Genomic DNA, 15,951 nt, shown 5'->3' with positions numbered 1-15,951 from the left:
CTCAGGCCGGCTCCTGCTGCGCATTGCGTCGGCGCAGTTTCTTCGTGTGGCGTTCCAGCCACAGGTAGACCAGGCACGCCAGCAGCAGCGGGATGAGGAAGTACAGCACCCGGTAGCCGATCAGCGCCGCCACCAGCTCGCCGCGGGAGAACTGCTCGCGCAGCACGGTGATGAACACGGTTTCGATCACCCCCAACCCCGCCGGCACGTGCAGCACCACGCCGGCGATGCTGCTGATCAGCAGGGTCGCCAGCACCGCCGGGTAGCTCGCCGAGTCCGGCAGCAGGCTGTAGATCAGCAGCGCCATCATCGACCAGTTGCTCGCCCCGACCACGCCCTGCAGGGCGGCCAGGCGCCAGGACGGCAGTTTCAGCCGATAGCGCTTCCAGCCCCAGGCACGACGGCGGGCGAAGCGGCACGCCAGCAGGTAGCCGGCGCCCAGCAGCAGGAGCAGCACGCCGATGGCGCGCAGGCCGCTCTGCCCCAGGGTCCAGCTGTCCGGCAGGTTCGGGTAGCCACTGATGAACAGGGCCGCCGCCAGCAGCAGGTAGCCGTACCAGTTGGTGATCAGGCTGAAGGTGAGGATGCGGGTGATGTCGCCGGTGCTCAGCCCCAGGCGGCCATACAGGCGGTAGCGCATGGCGACGGCGCCGACCCAGGAGCTCAGGTTGAGGTTGAACGCGTTGCACACGAAGGCCACGCTCAATACCCGCCGCACCGGCAGCGGATGGCCGATGTAGTAGCGGCTGAGCACGTCGAAGCTGCTGAAGATGGCGTAGCTGGCCAGGGCGATCAGCATGCCCAGGGCCAGGGTGCTCAAGCGGTATTCGCGCAGCAGGCGCAGTACCTCGTGCCAGTCGGTGGCGCGCAGCAGCAGGAACAGCAGTACGGGCAGGGCGACCAGCAGGGCAATGTTGAAGACGCGGTTGGCGCGTTTCCAGAAGCGCTTGTTCTTCATGGCTGCACCTGCGACTGGCCGTTTGGCGTGTCCAGGCTGGCCGGGTGCAGGGTCTGCCGGTGCGCCGGCAACTGCCCGGCGATGGCGGGGAAATGGCGCAGGAAGTGGAAGCTGAGAAATACCAGCGGCGCCCGCCACCAATAGCCACGCCGGGCGTACTGGCGGGTGACGCGACGGCAGCTGTCGAGCGCCAGGTGTTCCAGGTGGTCGTCCAGGGCGCCGGCGAAGGCCGGGTCCTCGATCATCAGGTTGCCTTCCAGGTTCAGCGACAGGCTCAGCGGGTCGAGGTTGCTCGAACCCACGGTGGCCCAGTGGCGGTCCACCACCGCGACCTTGCCGTGCAGCGGGCGGTCGCAGTACTCGTGGATTTCCACGCCGTCGCGCAGCAGGGTGTCGTAGAGCAGCTTGCTGCACAGGCGCACCAGTGGCATGTCCGGCAGGCCCTGGAGGATCAGGCGCACCTTCACGCCCCGCCGCGCGGCATCGCGCAGGGCGCGCAACAGGCGGTAGCCGGGGAAGAAATAGGCATTGGCGATCAGCAGGCGCTCCCTGGCCTGGCCGATGGCGCGCAGGTAATGCTGCTCGATGTCGGTGCGACGCTGCAGGTTGTCGCGGATCGCCAGGCAGGTGCGGCAGCTGCCCGCGCGGCCGCCGGGGTGCACGGCGTCGGCAGCAGGGATGTCGCCGTACTGACTCAACAGCTCCAGGCAGGCCCGGCGGATGTCTTCCACGCTGGGCCCCTCGATCCTCACCGCGTAGTCCTGCTTGGCCATGGGGCCGTAGTCGGCCAGGTGATCGGCGCAGAAATTGATGCCGCCGACGAACGCCACCGCCCCGTCGACCACCACGTGCTTGCGGTGCAGGCGGCGGAACAGGTTGGTGCGCATGCCCAGCAGCAGCGGCTGCGGGTCGAACAGGTGCAGGCGTACGCCGGCCGCCAGCAGGGCGCCCAGGTAGCTCTCGTCGAGGTCCGGGGTGCCGTAGCCGTCGGCGATCAGCTCCACCCGCACCCCGCGCTGGGCCGCCTCGATCAGCACCTGGCGCAGCGTGCGGCCGACCTTGTCGTCGCGGATGATGAAGGTTTCCAGCAGGACCTCGCGGCGCGCGCCGGCGATGGCGGCGTAAACGCTGGGGTAGAACTCCTCGCCGTTGATCAGCAGGTCGACGCGGTTACCCTCACGCCAGCATTCGTTCATAGGCATACCTCGGCCAGCAGGGGCAGGTGGTCGGACAGGTGCGGCCAGGGCTTGCGATGGAGGACCTCGCTCAGCGTGACCTTGAGGTGGCGCACGTAGATGCGGTCCAGGCGCAGCAAGGGCCAGCGCGCCGGGAAGCTGCGCGGTGCCCCGCCCGGTTCCGGGAAGGCCGCCTGCAGGCCGCAGCCGGCCAGCACCGCGCCGGCCCGGCAGCGCCAGTCGTTGAAGTCGCCGGCGACCAGCACCGGCGCGTCGGCAGGCAGTTCGTCCACCAGGCTGCACAGCAGCCGCAACTGCTGCTGGCGCTGCGACTCATGCAGGCCCAGGTGCACGCAGACGGCGTGCAGGTCGCGGCCATCGGGCAGTTCGATCTGCGCATGGAGCAGGCCGCGCTCCTCGGTGCCGGCCACCGACACGTCGCGGTTGTCCCAGCGGCGGATCGGCAGGCGCGAGAGCAGGGCGTTGCCGTGGTGGCCTTCGGGATACACCGCGTTGCGTCCATAGGCGAAGGCCGGCCACATGCTGTCGGCGAGGAATTCGTATTGCGGCCGCGGCGGCCAGTCGGGCTGGCGCTCGGCGTGCAGCTGGTGCTCGCCATGGACTTCCTGGAGGAACACCAGGTCGGCCGAGGTGGCGCGCACCGCGTCGCGCAGCTCGTGGAGGATGAAGCGGCGATTGAAGGCGTTGAAGCCCTTGTGGGTGTTCACCGTGAGCACCCGCAACAGGGTCACCGCCTGGGCTGGCCGCAGCCCGAGCGGCGCGGCTTCGGCGCGGCTCATGCCCAGTCTCCCACTGGTTCGCCGGGCTGCTGGCGGCCCGGCAGGCGCAGGTCGAGCAGCGCCATCAGATGACTGGCATCGAAGGGCGCGCGGACCTTGATGTCATTGTCGAAGTAGCAGAACACCTCGCGCGAATGCCGGTCGCCGCGAGTGGACGCGTCGAGCAATTGGGCGTCGGCGGGTTGCAGCCCGCGCCGCCAGCGACCGATGCGCTCGCGCCAGCGCTGCAGCGCCGCCTCGCCATAGCCACTGGCGTACAGCTGCTGGTCGCCGTGCAGGCGCAGGTAGATGAAATCCTTCGCCGTCAGGTCCTCGGCATAGGGCCACTTGCGCGGCGCATCGGCGAACACCAGGGCGACGCCATGGCGGCGCAGCTGCTCGGCGAATCCGGCGCAGGCAAAGCTGGCGTGGCGCACTTCCATGGCGTGGCGCAACGGCCGCTGCTTCAGCCCTTGCGGCCAGGCGTCCGGCCGGCGGGTCGCGGCGGCCCTGGCCAGCTTCAGCGCCGCGTCGGTGTGCCGGGGCAGCAGGGCGAGGAAGGCTTCGAGCACCTCGGCGTCGTACTTCAGGCTCGGCGGCAGTTGCCAGAGCAGCGGCCCGAGCTTGTCACCCAGCTCCAGCGGACCGGAGGCGAAGAAGTTGGCGAGGCCTTCCTCGGCCTCGCGCAGCCGCTTGATGTGGGTGATGTAGCGCGGCGCCTTGAGGCTGAAGACGAAGCCGTCGGGGGTGTCTGCCGCCCACTGGCGGTAGCGCTGGGGTGTCTGCAGGGCATAGAAGGAGCCGTTCAGCTCGATGCTGTTGAAGGCCCGCGAGGCGTAGCGCAGCTCGTCCTTCTGGCGCAGCCCCGGTGGATAGAACTCGCCGCGCCAGGGCACGTAGCGCCAGCCGGAGATGCCGATGTGCAGTCCCTTCATCGCGCGACGTGGCGGGGTGGCGCCGGTGCTCATGGGGTTCTCCTGGCGGGGCGGTGCGGGGTTCTGGTTCGGGCTACTCAAGGTTCCGACTGGAGGAGCCGGCGGGCGTTCCGCCGCATTCGTCGGCGGCGCCAGGACGCCCCCAGGCCTCGCGGCGGGGATGCTGCTTGCCCTTGTAGTCCAGGTCCTGGGCTCGCTCGATGGGCAAGGACTGGCCCAGGCTTTCCTCGGCCTCCTTCCAGTGGCGTGCCTCCTGGCCGGCGGGTTTGCCTTCGGCGATCCAGAGGTCGTGGGCCTTCTGGCGGATCTGCGCTTCGCGGTCGTGTTGCATGTTGCTCTCCTGGCCGGGCGGCTCTGTTCGTCACCTGTGTAGAACCGATGACCGCCTGGCCAGTCGAGTGTTCATACAGCCTGACCGAGGGATGCCCCGATGCACGACGCTGATCCTTTACGCCTGGTGGTTGCCTGCGCACTGGATGCGCAAGCACAGGCCGCCGACCAGATCACTCACCGAGCGCTGGCCGCCTGGCTGGCGGAAATCCAGGGCCTGGAGTTCGCCAGCCGGGCGCCCGGCGAGTGCGCGCCCGGCCAGCGTCCCTACTGGGTGCCCGACGCCACGGTGGTCGGTCGCGAGCAGGCGGCCGAGCTGGGCATCCAGGGGCCGCTGGACTTCTTCGGGGGTTACGTGGAGCGCGCCTGGCAGGCCGGCAAGGCCATCGTCCACCCGCTGATCGAGCGGCCGACCCTGACCCCGCGTGGCTGGAGCGAGGCGTTCGCCGCACGGGTCAAACCGCTGGTGCTCGACGGTCACAGCGTGTTCTGCCACCACGATGCTCTGCGCGGCGCCAGCGCCCGCCTGCAACGCGGCCCGCAGCGCCTGAAGCCGGCGGGGAGCCGGGGCGGGCAGGGGCAACAGGTGGTCGCCGATACCGAGCAACTGGCCGAGGCGCTGGGCCGTTACACCGAGGCGGATTACCGCGAAGGCCTGGTGATCGAGGACGAACTGGACGATCCGCAGACCCACAGCGTTGGCCAGGTCATGATCAACGGCGTGCTGCTCAGCTATCACGGCGTCCAGCAGCGCAATCGCAACCCGCGCGGGGAACTGGTCTACGGCGGCAGTGACCTGCTGGTGGTGCGCGGCGATTTCGACTGCCTGCTCGCCCTGGACCTGGTGGCGTCGGTGAAACAGGCGATTGGCCAGGGCCGGCAGTTCGACCTGGCCGCGCATCAACTGTTGCCCGGTTTCTACGCCTCGCGGCGCAATTACGATATCGCCCAGGGGCAGGACGCACAGGGCCGCTCCTGTTGCGGCGTGCTGGAGCAGTCCTGGCGCATCGGCGGTGCCAGCGGTGCCGAACTGGCGGCGCTGCAGGCTCTGGTTGCCGACCCGACGCTGTGCGTGGTGCGCGCTTCGACCTTCGAGGTATTCGAGGACAAGCCGCTACCACGCAACGCCCGCGTGCTGTATCGCGGCCCCGATGCGAACGGCGATTTCCTGATGAAGTACGCCATGGTGGAACCCTATGAATTCGGATGACGAGCTGTTTCGGGGCGCGGCCATCGAGGCCAGCGACGAACCCGTCGACATCGATGTCGGCAGCCTGCGCCTGCAGGGCAACTTCCTCAGCCCGCGCACCCACGTGCCGGGCGTACTCTTCGTGCATGGCTGGGGAGGCAGCCAGCAACGCGATCTCCGGCGCGCCCGCGGCATCGCCGGGCTGGGCTGTGTCTGCCTGACCTTCGACCTGGCCGGCCACGGTGCCGGCGAGGCCCAGCAGGCCAGCGTCACCCGCGAGGACAACCTGCGCGACCTGCTCGCCGCCTACGACCGCCTGGCGGCGCATCCGCGCATCGACTCCGGCGCCATCGCGGTGGTGGGCACCAGCTATGGCGGCTATCTCGCGGCGATCCTCACCGAGCTGCGCGCGGTACGCTGGCTGGCCCTGCGGGTGCCGGCGATGTACCGCGACGAGGACTGGCACGTGCCCAAGCGCGAATTGCCGCGCGAGGACCTGATGGCCTACCGTTCGAGCCTGATCCCCGCCGCCAGCAACCGCGCACTGAAAGCCTGCTCGGGGTTCCGCGGCGACGTCCTGCTGGTGGAGTCCGAGCATGACGACTACGTCCCGCACTCGACCATCATGAGCTACCGCGCCGCCTTTCAGCGCACGCATTCGCTGACCCACCGGATCATCGACCAGGCCGATCACGCGCTGAGCAGCGAGACTTCGCAGGCGGCTTACACCGACATCCTGGTGCGCTGGATCACCGAGATGGTGGTGGGCGAGCGGGCCAACCGGCTGGTTGTCGGTTGAGCCTCAGGGTGCCGCGAGCTGGTCGAGGAACTCGCCGAAGCCGTGGCGTGCGCGGCAGTCGCGGCGGGCGCTGGTGGTGACACAGGTCTGGTGCGTCCAGACGATGTGCGCGCCGCTGCGCTCCAGGTCGCGGACCAGATGGACGTCTTCGTCCACCGGCAGCGGGCGGAAGCCGCCGACGCGCCGGTAGGCCTGGGCGCAGACGCCCAGGTTGGCGCCGTGGATATGCCGATGACCTTCACCGGCCTGGTAGTGCTCGGCATGGCGCAGGCGTACCTGTTCCGAGCGCGGCGACCAGTCGGCGACCCGCACCGTGCCGCACACCGCTTCCGCGCCGAAGGCCAGCTGGCGCACCAGCCAGTCGTGGTCGACGCTGCTGTCTGCATCGGTACAGGCCAGCCAGCGCGCGCCCTGTTCCAGCAGCCGGGCGGCGCCGGCGCGCCGGGCATGGCCGACGTTGCGTTGTTCGACCCGCAGCACCGCGACACCGCAGGCGTTGGCCACGGCCTCGCTGTCATCGGTGCAGGCGTCCAGCACCACCAGGATGCACACCGGTTCGGCGTCCAGGCCCGGGTGCAGGGCCGCCTGCCGCAGCGAGGCCAGGCAGGCTCCGAGCAATTGCGCCTCGTTGTGCGCGGGTACCAGTACGCCGATCATCGCGCCTCCTGGTCGAACCACAGTTCCAGGCGGAAATCCCGTTCGACATGACTGACCGCTGGCGGCGCGGCCATTGCCCGTTGCAGCAGCCCGTGCACGGCGTCGCCGGCCAGGGCGCAGCCCTCGATGGGGTGTCGCCAGTGGCAGGCGACCAGCACGCCGTCGGGCGCCAGGCTGGCCGCCGCGCGCTGGCAGGTGTGCAGCCAGTCCCCTGGCGCGAGGTAGTAGCCCAGCTCGCCGAGCACGATCAGATCGAAGCCTCCCGCCGGCCAGTCCGCCGGCAGGTCATGGCGATCGAGGCGCACGTTGTCCAGGCCGGCGAGTCGCTGGCGAGCCAGGGCCAGGGCTTCGGCGCTGAAGTCGCTGCACAGCAGCGTGTCGCTGCGGCCGGCCAGTTCGGCGCTGGTCTCGCCGTTGGCGCAGGCCGGTTCGTAGGCGCTGCGAAAGCGCTCGCGCGGCAGGCTGGCGAGCAGCAGGCCGCGCTTGCGCCGTTCGTACCACGAGCGGCGGAATGCCCAGGGGTCCGGGTCGCCGCGGTACAGTTCGTCGAAGTAGCCGGCCGTCACGGAGTTCACAGGAAGTACACCTCGAAGGGTTGCAGCAGGGTGTCGAGCAGGCGCGCGTCGAGGATCGGCTGCGGGCCTTCGAGCTGGCTGGCATGGGCCTGGATGGCCTGACGCTTGCGCTGCAGCGCGGCCTCGTCGAGGTCCAGCCGCCGTGCCCTGGCCCAGGGCAGGCGCGGGTCGCCGGGCAGGGCCCAGTGCCAGGCCCAGATCGGCGTTTCGAAATGCCGCGCCGAGCAGCGCGCGGCGACCTGGGCGCAGGCCAGCCCGGTTTCCTCGTGGTCGCGATGGCCGTCGCGGCGCCAGGTACTGATCAGCCGGTCGCCGGGGCGCACCCACTGGCCAAGGGCTGCGGCCAGCGGCGCGGCCTGCACGCCGCTGTCGGGCAGGTGCAGGCGCTGCCATTGCCACTGCTGTGCATCGAGCCCGAGTTCGGCCAGCGCCCGCCGGCTTTCTTCCTGACGTGTGACGCGCAGGCGCTCCGGGGTCCAGCGCGGCGAGCCGGGGTGGCTGCCTTCGCCATCGGTGACCGAGATCAGCAGCCCGCAGGCCTGCGCACCGAGGCTGGCGAGCAGGCCGCCGCAGGCCAGTACCTCGTCATCCGGGTGCGGCGCGACCACCACCAGGCGCCGGCCCGGCGGCAGCAGTTCGCTCTTGTCGATACGCGGCAGGCGCTGCAGTTGCACGCAGGTGCGCCAGGCCGAGGCGGGAGTGCCGGTCGCCCCGGCGATCAGGTTGCTCATAGCGCCCACCGCTCTTCCTGGTGCCTGGCCAGGTGCAGGCCGAGATGCGCCAGGTCGCGTTCGCCGTGGCTCTGCCGGAGGAACACCGGCAGGTCGGCGGCGATCAGCGCGAAGCGGCGGTCCCGGCAGAACGGGGTGGCGCCCAGGGCATGGCCGACGTGCCATTGGACAGCCTCGACCGAGCCCTCGACCTGGGCGCGCACGCGTCGCGCGGCGAGTTCCGAATCGGCCGTGGGGTTGTCGTCGATCCACTGCGCGCATTCGCGCAGCGCGCCGGCGGCGCCGGCCAGGGCGGCATCCACGGCCCCCAGGTGGGCCATGGCGTGGGGGTCGTCGGTGCGCCCGTTGCGCAGGTAGCTGGCCAGACGGCTCGCGGCTCCGTACCAGCAGGCGGCGATGCCGGCGCCGCCGTGCCAGAAGCCGGGACGCTGCAGATAGGCCTGCGGGGCACCGACGCACTGCGCCTGGGCATTGTCGAAGTCCACCGTGGCGCTGCGGGTGGCTGCCATGCCGACGGCATTCCAGTCGCCTTCGCCGATGTCCACACCGGGTTGGTCGAGGGTCACGGCGATCAGCTGGGGCCGATCCTGTTCGTCCCTGGCGGTCACCAGGGCGTGCTCCACCAGGGCTGCGCCGGAACACCAGGGCTTGCTGCCGCTGACCCGCACGAAGCCGGCCTCGCGGGCGACGATCTGCACGCTGGCGCCCGGCGGCTCGGCCGCCCACACGGCCCAGGTACCGGGGCGCGCCTGGGCCTGCAGTTCGTCGAGGATGGCCAGCGCGTCGGTGTGCCCCTCGTACAGCTTGAGCAGCGACAGGTCGCTGCCCGCCACCGTCGCCAAAGCTTGCCAGCGGCGCAGGGTGGCGCCGCTGCCCGGGCTGGGCAGCAGGTCCAGCCCGCTGTCGCTGAGGTTGCGCAGGGCCCGGCCCAGCGTGGCTTGTTGGTAGTCGCTGTCCAGCGGCAACTCGAAGTCCTGGACCAGCTCGTGCAGTGCATTGAGGCCGTCTCGGGTCATGGCGGTTTCCAGCGTGGGGGTTATTCATCCGGACTGGCCGGGGGGGCCGCAGGTTCAAACCCGTTGCATGCCGTTGGTAGGAAGCCGTCGCGGAGGTTCCGCTGGCGAATTGTTCTGAACCCGCCCCGGCGCCACCGGTCGGTGCAGACAAGGGGGTCGAGCCGACGCCCATCCCGCCAACGCAGATTCCAGAAGGAGCCAGGCATGTCCCAGACGGTCGCCGATCAATTGCTCGAACGCCTCTCGCAGTGGGGTATACAACGCGTCTTCGGCTATCCCGGTGATGGCATCAACGGGATCATGGGCGCGTTCGGCCGGCGCGCCGAAGACTTCGACTACATCCGTGTGCGCCATGAGGAAATGGCCGCCTTCATGGCCGGCGCCCATGCCAAGTTCACCGGCGAAGTGGGCGTCTGCCTGGCCACTTCCGGTCCGGGCGCCATCCACTTGCTCAACGGCCTGTACGACGCGCGCATGGATCACCAGCCGGTGCTGGCCATCGTCGGCCAACAGGCGGTGACCGCCCTGGGCAGCGACTACCAGCAGGAGGTCGACCTGCACACGCTGTTCCGCGACGTGAGTAACTACGTCGAGACAGTCGCCAGCCCCGGCCAGTTGCTGCACGTGATCGACCGTGCGCTGCGGGTGGCCTGCAGCGAGCGCCAGGTCGCCACGGTGATCATTCCCAACGACGTGCAGCAGATGCCGGCGCAAAAGCCGCCGCACAAACATGCTCACGTCTATTCCGGCGTCGGTTTCATCGTCCCGCGGCCTTACGCGCGTGACGACGAACTGGCGGCTGCCGCCGACATCCTCAATGCCGGGCGCAAGGTCGCCATCCTGGTCGGCGCCGGCGCGCTGGGCGCCCATGCCGAAGTTGCAGCGGTAGCCCAGGCCCTGTCCGCCGGAGTCGCCAAGGCCCTGCTGGGCAAGATGGTGGTGGATGACGAGCTGCCCTACGTCACCGGCTCCATCGGCCTGCTCGGCACACGGGCCAGTGCCGAACTGATGCAGCGCTGCGACACGCTGCTGATGATCGGCACCACCTTTCCCTACAGCGAGTTCCTGCCCAGGCCGGGGCAGGCCAGGGCGGTGCAGATCGACCTGCAGGCGCGCAACGTCAGCATGCGCTATCCCATCGACCAGGTGCTGCTGGGCGATGCCGGCGAGACCCTGCGCCGCCTGTTGCCACTACTCAAGCCCAAGCGCCATGGCACCTGGCGCATCCGCATCGAAAAGGCCGTGGCGGACAGCTGGAAGGAGCTGCGCGAGCAGGCGATGAAGCCCGCCGAGCCGATCAATCCGCAGCGGGTGTTCTGGGAGCTTTCGCCGCAGTTGCCCGCGGACGTGATCCTCGCCGGCGACAGCGGCTCGCACACCAATTGGTATGCCCGTGACCTGCGGGTGCGTCCCGGCATGCTCGGTTCGCTGTCGGGCAAGCTGGCCAGCATGGGCAGCGGGGTGCCTTACGCCCTGGCGGCCAAGCTGGCGCATCCCGGACGGCCGGTGATCGCCATGGTCGGCGACGGCGCCATGCAGATGAACGGCAACGCCGAGCTGGTGACGGTGCAGCAGTACTGCCGGCGCTGGAAGGACAACCCGACCTTCATCGTGCTGGTGCTCAACAATGGCGACCTCAATCAGGTCACCTGGGAGCAGCGCGCGCTGGCCGGTGATCCCGAGTTCGCCGCGGCGCAGGAAGTCATCGATTTCCCCTATGCGCGCTACGCCGAGCTGCTGGGTTTTCGCGGCATTCGTGTGACCGACGCGGCGCACCTGGCTGCCGCCTGGCAGGACGCCTTCGAATCCGACCGCCCGGTGTTGCTGGAAGTACTCACCGACCCGGACGTGCCGCCGCTGCCGCCGCACATCAGTTTCGAGCAGGCGCGCAACCTGCTCGGCGCCTTGCCCGGCGACCCGCGTCGCTGGGGCGTGTTGCGCCAGAGCGCGCGGCAACTGCTCGCGCGCAAGTGATCCCGATCACGAGCTTCAACCTCAGTCAAAACCCAGCCCCACCACAGGAGCCACCCATGACCAGACTCATTTGCCGCAAAGCCGCCCGACCTTTCGCTGCCGTCCTGCTGGCCTGGCTGTCCATCGGCCTGGTTCCGGCCTACGCCGCCGAATCCACCCCGCAGGTGCCGACCAACGAGAAACCCCACGGCCAGAGCCCGGGCCAGGCTCCCACGCCGCCCGCCTCGCAGCAGAAGCAGAAAGACGAGGGCCGCACCGATGACAACAGCCAGGTGCAATCCACGCAGAGCCGCGAGAAACAGCAGCACAAGGATCACGACACCACCCACGGCAAGGGCACCACGCCCGAAGCTGACTAGCCTGACCGGGTGGAGTGGGGCGGCCGCACGCGGGGTTTTCTGAACTTGCCGTACCAGGGCTCCTCTACCCATCAGGCCCCTCGTGGAGTACCTGCCATGTCCCGCTTATCTTCGGCTTGCCCCGGCAAGCCGGGTTCTGCCAAAAGTCCGCGTCGCCAGCCGGGCACCCCGGCCACGCCGCCGCGCGAAGTCACCATCGTCGTTCCGCTGGGCGTCGAGCATGGCCAGCGAAGCGCCTGAGGCTCGCGCGCAACGGCCGGGCAAACAACGGCCAGGCGATAGGCAGCGCCCCGGCGAGCGGCGGACAGAGCAGAAGAGCCCAGCCGAGCAGCAGCCCAGCGCACCGCCACACGGCGGCGCCGGCTTCTCGCGCTTCGCCCAGGCCCTGTCGCAATGGGCCGGACGGCCGCTGACCTTTGCCCTGGCCTGCGTGCTGCTGGTGGGCTGGGCGCTGAGTGGGCCGTTCTTCCACTTCAACGACACCTGGCAACTGGTGATCAATACCTCGACCACCATCATCACCTTCCTCATGGTGTTCCTTATCCAGAGCACCCAGAACCGCGACACCGATGCGCTGCACATCAAGATCGACGAGCTCCTGCGCACCACGCACCACGCCCACCGCGTACTCATGGGGCTGGACGACATGGGTAGCGAGGAGTTGCAGAAGCTGCGCAAGACCTACGAGGAAATGGGCGAGGACAACGCTGGCGAAGGCTCGCCGCAGAGCGTCGCCAACCGCGAGGAGCGGCAGCAGGACGGCGGCCGGGACGATTGAGCGTTGCCTCTGCACACCCATCCACATCCCATCCCAGGACCACCACAATGGAGGACCCGTCATGAGAGACCAAGCCCGAAGTGACCGCATCGCCGAACGCAAGGCGATGGCCGTGCGCGAGATCATGAGCCGCGAGGTGCGCACCGTCAGCCCCGCTACCACTCTGCAGGAAGCCGCTTTGCTGATGCGTCAGATCGACGTCGGTGCCTTGCTGGTGAACGACAACGACCACCTGAGCGGCATCCTCACCGACCGCGACCTGGTCGTCCGTGCCCTCGCCGAGGGCCTGGACCTGCAGACGCCGGTGAGTCGGGTGATGAGCCCGCAAGTGCACTACTGCTTCGAAGACGAATCCGTCGACCACGTGGCCAGAAACATGGCGCAGATCGAAATGCGCCGCCTGGCCGTGGTCAACCGCGAGAAGCGCCTGGTGGGCATCGTGTCCCTGGCCAACGTGGCCAGCTGCAACGCCGACAAGCTCAGCGCCAATCTGCTGCGGGGTGTCGCGCGGGCCCATTGAGGCGCGACGTGCGTCATCTCCCTCTCACCCAGGAAATCGGCGCCGGCGGCCATTCGTGGTCACCGGCGTCGGAGGAGTCATGTTCATGAGTCACGATCTCAAAGGCAGGAACGTCCTGATCATTACCGCCAATACCGGCATCGAGCGCGACGAGCTGCTCGAACCGATGCTCGCGCTGCGCGAGCAGGGCGCCACCGTTACCCATGCCAGCCTCAAGGGCGGGACGGCGCAGACCTGGGTGCACGACAGCGAGAAGGATGTCGCCGTGGAGTCCGACGCCAGGCTGAAGGGCCTGAAAGCTATCGACTACGACCTGCTGGTGATTCCCGGCGGTACGGTGAATGCCGATACCCTGCGCCAGGACAGCGACGCACAGCGTCTGGTGAAGGAGTTCAGCGCGGCTGGCAAACCGGTCGCCGCGATCTGTCATGGTCCCTGGCTGCTGATCGACGCCGGCGTGGTGTCGGAGAAGTCCCTGACCTCCTATGCCAGCGTGCGCACCGACCTGGTGAATGCCGGCGCCGACTGGCGCGACGCCCAGGTGGAGGTCTGCCCGGCCAAGGGCTGGACGCTGATCACCTCGCGCAACCCCGGCGACCTGCAGGCCTTCAACCGGGCCCTGGGCGAAGCATTGCAGGCAGCCTGAACCGCGCGGTGTGAGCGCGAGGTGAGCTGGGCGTCGGGCTTCGCCCGTGCAGGCTGCCCAAGGGGCTGGGGTCAATCGGCCAGGCTCACTGGGGTACCCGCGGAGTGCTCCCCACGCCGGTCAGCGCCAGCGTGCGACGCAAGGTCAGTGCCAGGCCGGCGACCGCCGTGACGTTGGCCCAGTGCTCGGGCTGGATATGTGCGGCGGACAGCAGCATTTCGCGGGTATCGAGCGCCATCAGCCGCACTGTCAGGGTGGTGTCCTGCTCCAGCATGCATTCGCAGTCCAGGTGCGCGAAGCACGCCTCCAGGACGTCTTTGGCCAGCATGAATTCGTGCATCTCTGCTCCCCCTTTCTTGTTGTGCTGTCTTATCCAAGGGTGCCTGCAAGTGAGGCCCTGACTTCAGGCTTCAGCAGTTTTCGGGCCGGGCCTGCGGGCCGCCATCGCCGAACGGCAAAGCCGGTTCTGCTTCGCCGTTGGCGCAGGACTCGGGTGCTGCCGTGCCTAGTCGCTGGCAGGACTGCGGGTGCGGCGCCCGCCCTTGCGGCCGGCCTCCGAAGCGCGCTGCGGATCGTTCCTGAAGTTGCCGCCGCTGTTGGAGCCGCCTTTCCTGCCGGCCTCGGCTGCGCGCTGGGGGTCTTCCGCGAAGTTGCCTTCTCCGCCTCTGTGTTCGGCCATGGTGATTCTCCTGGTGCAGGTGGGAAAGACGGACGGACAGCCCGCCTCGGGAGTGCGTCGCCGCGGCGGCGCCGCTGGCGACGAAGATGCTCGGCGCCTCAGGCGCGCAGCTCGTGGCGTGCGCCGGCGAGGCGACGCAGACGATCGCCGGCCACGACGATCTTGCGTTGGCGATGCTCGCCATGGCCGGGCTGGAAGGTGGGCAGCGGGATGCGCTTGGTGAAGACATCCACCTGCTCTTCGGGCAGGGGGCCGCCCTCCAGGATCAGGTCGCGCTGGATGCGGCCGAGCAGGTCGTCCAGCAGGTGCTGGTGCTGCAGGTCCTGGCGCGGGATGACGCGGTCGAACAGGTGCGCGCCGGCCGGACTGCGGAAGGAACAGAGCAGCCCCTGGTCGGGGCGCTGGGAAAAGCTGATGGTGTAGCCGGGTAGTGCCTGGCAGATCAGGGCCTGGCAGATCAGGTCGCGGGTGGTCTGGCTGTCGCGTTGCATGGGCAGGGTCCTCCTGATGGTTACCTTTCAGGCAGCAACCGGCGGGCCAGCGTCAAGCCCTCGCAAGTCATTGATCTGTCGTCGAGCGCATCGGGAAAATGCACGCGTGGGCGGCTGCGGCCGTGCAATCTGCTACTGGCCAAGTGCTAAGCGCAGCGGCTGGCTCGCGGGTTTGCGCCACTCCGCTGATCGCTTGCGGGGAATCGGCAGGAACATCGCGGCGAGTAATCTTTCGAATCGGGTAAGGGGAGCGTATCTGCGGTTCCGTGCTGGTCGAGCGTTCAGGCCAGCCACTCGCGCCGTGTTGAATGCGGCAGCGACCCCGCCATCCCCGCCTGTAGCGAGGCCCGATCCAGGCCGCGAACCTGACCAACAGAGGAGTGAACCATGGATAGCGACCGTACCGCCGGCAGCTTCGATCTGTTCCCTGGCGAGGGTCGGCGCCAGGCAACCCCAGCCTCTCGCGGCGCCACAACGGCTGGCGGCAGCCTGCAGCCGGTGGCCGACCAGCGCCCGCAGGAAAGCGTCAACCAGGCGCTGATCGATGAACTGGCCCTGCTCCTGGCCGAACTGCAGCGACAGTCCGAGCTCTGAAAGCCGCACCACAGCCCCGCCATTCCCAAGCCTTGCCATTATCGAGGAGGTGCCCATGAGCATCTGGGTGATCAGCTACCACAAGGACAACAACACCAGCACCCTGGACATGCCCCAGGCCACGCAGCCCAGCGTGGAGGAGGCGAGCAGCTTCCTGCTGGCGTGGGTCCGCCGCAACCTGCCGGCGGGCGACTACGGCGCCGCCCAGGACGAACACGGCGACGCGCCGACCACCGAATTGCTGCGCCGCTACGGCATCACCCTCAGCGGTATCACCAGGCAGTGAGCCGGCCCGGTCGCAGACGACAGCCTGACAAGGTGCCGCAGCTTGCCGCGGTCGAGCAGTTTTTCGAACTCTTCGCCCGCTGTCCCGGTCAATCGGCAAACAAGGCCGGGTGGCCCGATCCGACAAGGGAGACGCGAAGGTGAACTGCTTTATCTGTGGAAGCCAGGCGCAGGTTTTCGACGACAGCCATTGCACCCATCTGTCCTGCCCGCAGTGCGGCGCCTACCGGATTTCCCAGGCGGCCGCCCAGGAGATGGCGCGCGACGGCCTGCGCCTGGATGTCGAACTGTCGCGGCGGTGGATTTCCAGCTACCGGGGCAGCGTCAGCACGCCGATGTTCAGCGTGCTGGTGGTACGCCAGCGCGCCCAGGCGGGCTGCGCAGCCCGTCTGTAGCAGGGCGCGCGCAGTCTCCCGATCAGGCTGCGCGGTGACGCAGGCCTCGCGTAGTTTCGCCTTGCGCTCGCCCATCCGGAGATCGG

Annotated in this window: 23 protein-coding genes; 11 read left to right on the top strand and 12 right to left on the bottom strand. The window is 69.0% G+C overall.

All coding sequences use genetic code 11. The features are described 5' to 3' along the window. Position 1 precedes the first annotated feature (1 nt). The 5 genes from HNP46_RS04995 to HNP46_RS04975 form a co-directional block, all read right to left on the bottom strand. On the bottom strand, positions 2-958 hold the full coding sequence (locus tag HNP46_RS04995; protein WP_184586419.1) for a lysylphosphatidylglycerol synthase domain-containing protein: 957 nt from the start codon (positions 956-958) through the stop codon (positions 2-4). Further along, a complete protein-coding gene (gene clsB / locus HNP46_RS04990) occupies positions 955-2,154 on the bottom strand; it encodes a cardiolipin synthase ClsB (RefSeq protein ID WP_184586417.1) in 1,200 nt (399 codons plus the stop codon). Before clsB ends, HNP46_RS04995 begins: the two co-directional genes overlap by 4 nt. Continuing rightward, complete coding sequence (locus HNP46_RS04985) at positions 2,151-2,933, bottom strand: endonuclease/exonuclease/phosphatase family protein (protein ID WP_184586415.1); 783 nt, start codon at positions 2,931-2,933, stop codon at positions 2,151-2,153. The genes clsB and HNP46_RS04985 overlap by 4 nt, the downstream gene beginning before the upstream one ends. Then, entirely contained in the window at positions 2,930-3,847 is a 918-nt protein-coding gene (locus tag HNP46_RS04980) for a DUF72 domain-containing protein (protein ID WP_184586998.1), read from the bottom strand. Before HNP46_RS04980 ends, HNP46_RS04985 begins: the two co-directional genes overlap by 4 nt. Before the next feature lie 73 nt (positions 3,848-3,920). Then, a complete protein-coding gene (locus HNP46_RS04975; RefSeq protein ID WP_184586413.1) occupies positions 3,921-4,178 on the bottom strand; it encodes a DUF2934 domain-containing protein in 258 nt (85 codons plus the stop codon). Between the two features lie 99 nt (positions 4,179-4,277). Here HNP46_RS04975 and HNP46_RS04970 point away from each other — a divergent pair, with 99 nt between their 5' ends. Continuing rightward, a complete protein-coding gene (locus HNP46_RS04970; protein WP_184586411.1) occupies positions 4,278-5,387 on the top strand; it encodes a DUF3182 family protein in 1,110 nt (369 codons plus the stop codon). Continuing rightward, positions 5,374-6,165, top strand: a complete 792-nt coding sequence (locus tag HNP46_RS04965) for an alpha/beta hydrolase family protein (RefSeq protein WP_221454660.1) — start codon at positions 5,374-5,376, stop codon at positions 6,163-6,165. Before HNP46_RS04970 ends, HNP46_RS04965 begins: the two co-directional genes overlap by 14 nt. A 3-nt stretch (positions 6,166-6,168) precedes the next feature. Here the strand turns inward: HNP46_RS04965 and HNP46_RS04960 are convergent, their stop codons facing one another. From HNP46_RS04960 to HNP46_RS04945, 4 genes are read right to left on the bottom strand one after another with little or no spacing between them, the layout of a single operon-like run. After that, complete coding sequence (locus HNP46_RS04960) at positions 6,169-6,822, bottom strand: glycosyltransferase (protein ID WP_184586409.1); 654 nt, start codon at positions 6,820-6,822, stop codon at positions 6,169-6,171. Beyond that, a complete protein-coding gene (locus tag HNP46_RS04955) occupies positions 6,819-7,397 on the bottom strand; it encodes a class I SAM-dependent methyltransferase (RefSeq protein ID WP_184586407.1) in 579 nt (192 codons plus the stop codon). Before HNP46_RS04955 ends, HNP46_RS04960 begins: the two co-directional genes overlap by 4 nt. After that, the gene (locus tag HNP46_RS04950) at positions 7,394-8,128 is read right to left on the bottom strand and encodes a PIG-L deacetylase family protein (RefSeq protein ID WP_184586405.1); all 735 of its coding nucleotides are present in this window, start codon (positions 8,126-8,128) and stop codon (positions 7,394-7,396) included. Before HNP46_RS04950 ends, HNP46_RS04955 begins: the two co-directional genes overlap by 4 nt. Further along, complete coding sequence (locus HNP46_RS04945) at positions 8,125-9,144, bottom strand: acyl-CoA dehydrogenase family protein (RefSeq protein ID WP_184586403.1); 1,020 nt, start codon at positions 9,142-9,144, stop codon at positions 8,125-8,127. The genes HNP46_RS04950 and HNP46_RS04945 overlap by 4 nt, the downstream gene beginning before the upstream one ends. 204 nt (positions 9,145-9,348) lie before the next feature. Here HNP46_RS04945 and HNP46_RS04940 point away from each other — a divergent pair, with 204 nt between their 5' ends. From HNP46_RS04940 to HNP46_RS04915, 6 genes are all read left to right on the top strand, one after another. Further along, a complete protein-coding gene (locus HNP46_RS04940; protein WP_184586401.1) occupies positions 9,349-11,118 on the top strand; it encodes a thiamine pyrophosphate-requiring protein in 1,770 nt (589 codons plus the stop codon). A gap of 56 nt (positions 11,119-11,174) precedes the next feature. Next, positions 11,175-11,477, top strand: a complete 303-nt coding sequence (locus HNP46_RS04935) for a hypothetical protein (protein WP_184586399.1) — start codon at positions 11,175-11,177, stop codon at positions 11,475-11,477. 96 nt (positions 11,478-11,573) lie between these two features. Next, entirely contained in the window at positions 11,574-11,717 is a 144-nt protein-coding gene (locus tag HNP46_RS04930; protein ID WP_184586397.1) for a hypothetical protein, read from the top strand. Next, a complete protein-coding gene (locus HNP46_RS04925; protein ID WP_184586395.1) occupies positions 11,698-12,255 on the top strand; it encodes a low affinity iron permease family protein in 558 nt (185 codons plus the stop codon). Before HNP46_RS04930 ends, HNP46_RS04925 begins: the two co-directional genes overlap by 20 nt. Before the next feature lie 106 nt (positions 12,256-12,361). Further along, positions 12,362-12,775, top strand: coding sequence for a CBS domain-containing protein (locus HNP46_RS04920; RefSeq protein WP_184586993.1), 414 nt, complete (start codon positions 12,362-12,364; stop codon positions 12,773-12,775). A gap of 85 nt (positions 12,776-12,860) precedes the next feature. Next, positions 12,861-13,421, top strand: coding sequence for a type 1 glutamine amidotransferase domain-containing protein (locus HNP46_RS04915; RefSeq protein WP_184586393.1), 561 nt, complete (start codon positions 12,861-12,863; stop codon positions 13,419-13,421). An 85-nt stretch (positions 13,422-13,506) separates the two neighbouring features. Here the strand turns inward: HNP46_RS04915 and HNP46_RS04910 are convergent, their stop codons facing one another. The 3 genes from HNP46_RS04910 to HNP46_RS04900 form a co-directional block, all read right to left on the bottom strand. After that, complete coding sequence (locus HNP46_RS04910) at positions 13,507-13,761, bottom strand: DUF1652 domain-containing protein (protein WP_184586391.1); 255 nt, start codon at positions 13,759-13,761, stop codon at positions 13,507-13,509. A 165-nt stretch (positions 13,762-13,926) separates the two neighbouring features. Then, entirely contained in the window at positions 13,927-14,100 is a 174-nt protein-coding gene (locus HNP46_RS04905) for a general stress protein (RefSeq protein ID WP_184586389.1), read from the bottom strand. 98 nt (positions 14,101-14,198) lie between these two features. After that, entirely contained in the window at positions 14,199-14,591 is a 393-nt protein-coding gene (locus HNP46_RS04900; RefSeq protein ID WP_184586388.1) for a DUF3509 domain-containing protein, read from the bottom strand. A gap of 387 nt (positions 14,592-14,978) precedes the next feature. Between HNP46_RS04900 and HNP46_RS04895 the strand changes: the two genes are divergently transcribed. The 3 genes from HNP46_RS04895 to HNP46_RS04885 all read left to right on the top strand — a co-directional run bounded on the left by HNP46_RS04895 (position 14,979) and on the right by HNP46_RS04885 (position 15,865). Then, positions 14,979-15,185 carry a hypothetical protein gene (locus tag HNP46_RS04895; protein ID WP_184586387.1) on the top strand — a complete coding sequence of 69 codons (207 nt, stop codon included), beginning with the start codon at positions 14,979-14,981 and terminating at the stop codon, positions 15,183-15,185. Positions 15,186-15,240: 55 nt separating this feature from the next. After that, complete coding sequence (locus tag HNP46_RS04890) at positions 15,241-15,471, top strand: hypothetical protein (RefSeq protein WP_184586386.1); 231 nt, start codon at positions 15,241-15,243, stop codon at positions 15,469-15,471. Positions 15,472-15,610: 139 nt separating this feature from the next. Further along, entirely contained in the window at positions 15,611-15,865 is a 255-nt protein-coding gene (locus HNP46_RS04885; RefSeq protein WP_184586385.1) for a hypothetical protein, read from the top strand. Positions 15,866-15,951: the final 86 nt, after the last annotated feature.

This window comes from Pseudomonas nitroreducens, from assembly GCF_014204515.1.
GTDB classification, from domain to species: domain Bacteria; phylum Pseudomonadota; class Gammaproteobacteria; order Pseudomonadales; family Pseudomonadaceae; genus Pseudomonas; species Pseudomonas nitritireducens_A.
The sequence above is the reverse complement of the archived record's forward strand: the minus strand, read 5'-3'. Positions and strand labels throughout refer to the sequence as shown.

What these genes read in the sequence shown, in the direction of transcription:
- HNP46_RS04995 (WP_184586419.1), bottom strand. Translation starts at nt 958, where the DNA reads ATGAAGAACAAGCGCTTCTGGAAACGCGCCAACCGCGTCTTCAACATT.
- clsB (WP_184586417.1), bottom strand. Translation starts at nt 2,154, where the DNA reads ATGAACGAATGCTGGCGTGAGGGTAACCGCGTCGACCTGCTGATCAAC.
- HNP46_RS04985 (WP_184586415.1), bottom strand. Translation starts at nt 2,933, where the DNA reads ATGAGCCGCGCCGAAGCCGCGCCGCTCGGGCTGCGGCCAGCCCAGGCG.
- HNP46_RS04980 (WP_184586998.1), bottom strand. Translation starts at nt 3,847, where the DNA reads ATGAAGGGACTGCACATCGGCATCTCCGGCTGGCGCTACGTGCCCTGG.
- HNP46_RS04975 (WP_184586413.1), bottom strand. Translation starts at nt 4,178, where the DNA reads ATGCAACACGACCGCGAAGCGCAGATCCGCCAGAAGGCCCACGACCTC.
- HNP46_RS04970 (WP_184586411.1), top strand. Translation starts at nt 4,278, where the DNA reads ATGCACGACGCTGATCCTTTACGCCTGGTGGTTGCCTGCGCACTGGAT.
- HNP46_RS04965 (WP_221454660.1), top strand. Translation starts at nt 5,374, where the DNA reads ATGAATTCGGATGACGAGCTGTTTCGGGGCGCGGCCATCGAGGCCAGC.
- HNP46_RS04960 (WP_184586409.1), bottom strand. Translation starts at nt 6,822, where the DNA reads ATGATCGGCGTACTGGTACCCGCGCACAACGAGGCGCAATTGCTCGGA.
- HNP46_RS04950 (WP_184586405.1), bottom strand. Translation starts at nt 8,128, where the DNA reads ATGAGCAACCTGATCGCCGGGGCGACCGGCACTCCCGCCTCGGCCTGG.
- HNP46_RS04945 (WP_184586403.1), bottom strand. Translation starts at nt 9,144, where the DNA reads ATGACCCGAGACGGCCTCAATGCACTGCACGAGCTGGTCCAGGACTTC.
- HNP46_RS04940 (WP_184586401.1), top strand. Translation starts at nt 9,349, where the DNA reads ATGTCCCAGACGGTCGCCGATCAATTGCTCGAACGCCTCTCGCAGTGG.
- HNP46_RS04935 (WP_184586399.1), top strand. Translation starts at nt 11,175, where the DNA reads ATGACCAGACTCATTTGCCGCAAAGCCGCCCGACCTTTCGCTGCCGTC.
- HNP46_RS04930 (WP_184586397.1), top strand. Translation starts at nt 11,574, where the DNA reads ATGTCCCGCTTATCTTCGGCTTGCCCCGGCAAGCCGGGTTCTGCCAAA.
- HNP46_RS04925 (WP_184586395.1), top strand. Translation starts at nt 11,698, where the DNA reads ATGGCCAGCGAAGCGCCTGAGGCTCGCGCGCAACGGCCGGGCAAACAA.
- HNP46_RS04920 (WP_184586993.1), top strand. Translation starts at nt 12,362, where the DNA reads ATGGCCGTGCGCGAGATCATGAGCCGCGAGGTGCGCACCGTCAGCCCC.
- HNP46_RS04915 (WP_184586393.1), top strand. Translation starts at nt 12,861, where the DNA reads ATGAGTCACGATCTCAAAGGCAGGAACGTCCTGATCATTACCGCCAAT.
- HNP46_RS04910 (WP_184586391.1), bottom strand. Translation starts at nt 13,761, where the DNA reads ATGCACGAATTCATGCTGGCCAAAGACGTCCTGGAGGCGTGCTTCGCG.
- HNP46_RS04905 (WP_184586389.1), bottom strand. Translation starts at nt 14,100, where the DNA reads ATGGCCGAACACAGAGGCGGAGAAGGCAACTTCGCGGAAGACCCCCAG.
- HNP46_RS04900 (WP_184586388.1), bottom strand. Translation starts at nt 14,591, where the DNA reads ATGCAACGCGACAGCCAGACCACCCGCGACCTGATCTGCCAGGCCCTG.
- HNP46_RS04895 (WP_184586387.1), top strand. Translation starts at nt 14,979, where the DNA reads ATGGATAGCGACCGTACCGCCGGCAGCTTCGATCTGTTCCCTGGCGAG.
- HNP46_RS04890 (WP_184586386.1), top strand. Translation starts at nt 15,241, where the DNA reads ATGAGCATCTGGGTGATCAGCTACCACAAGGACAACAACACCAGCACC.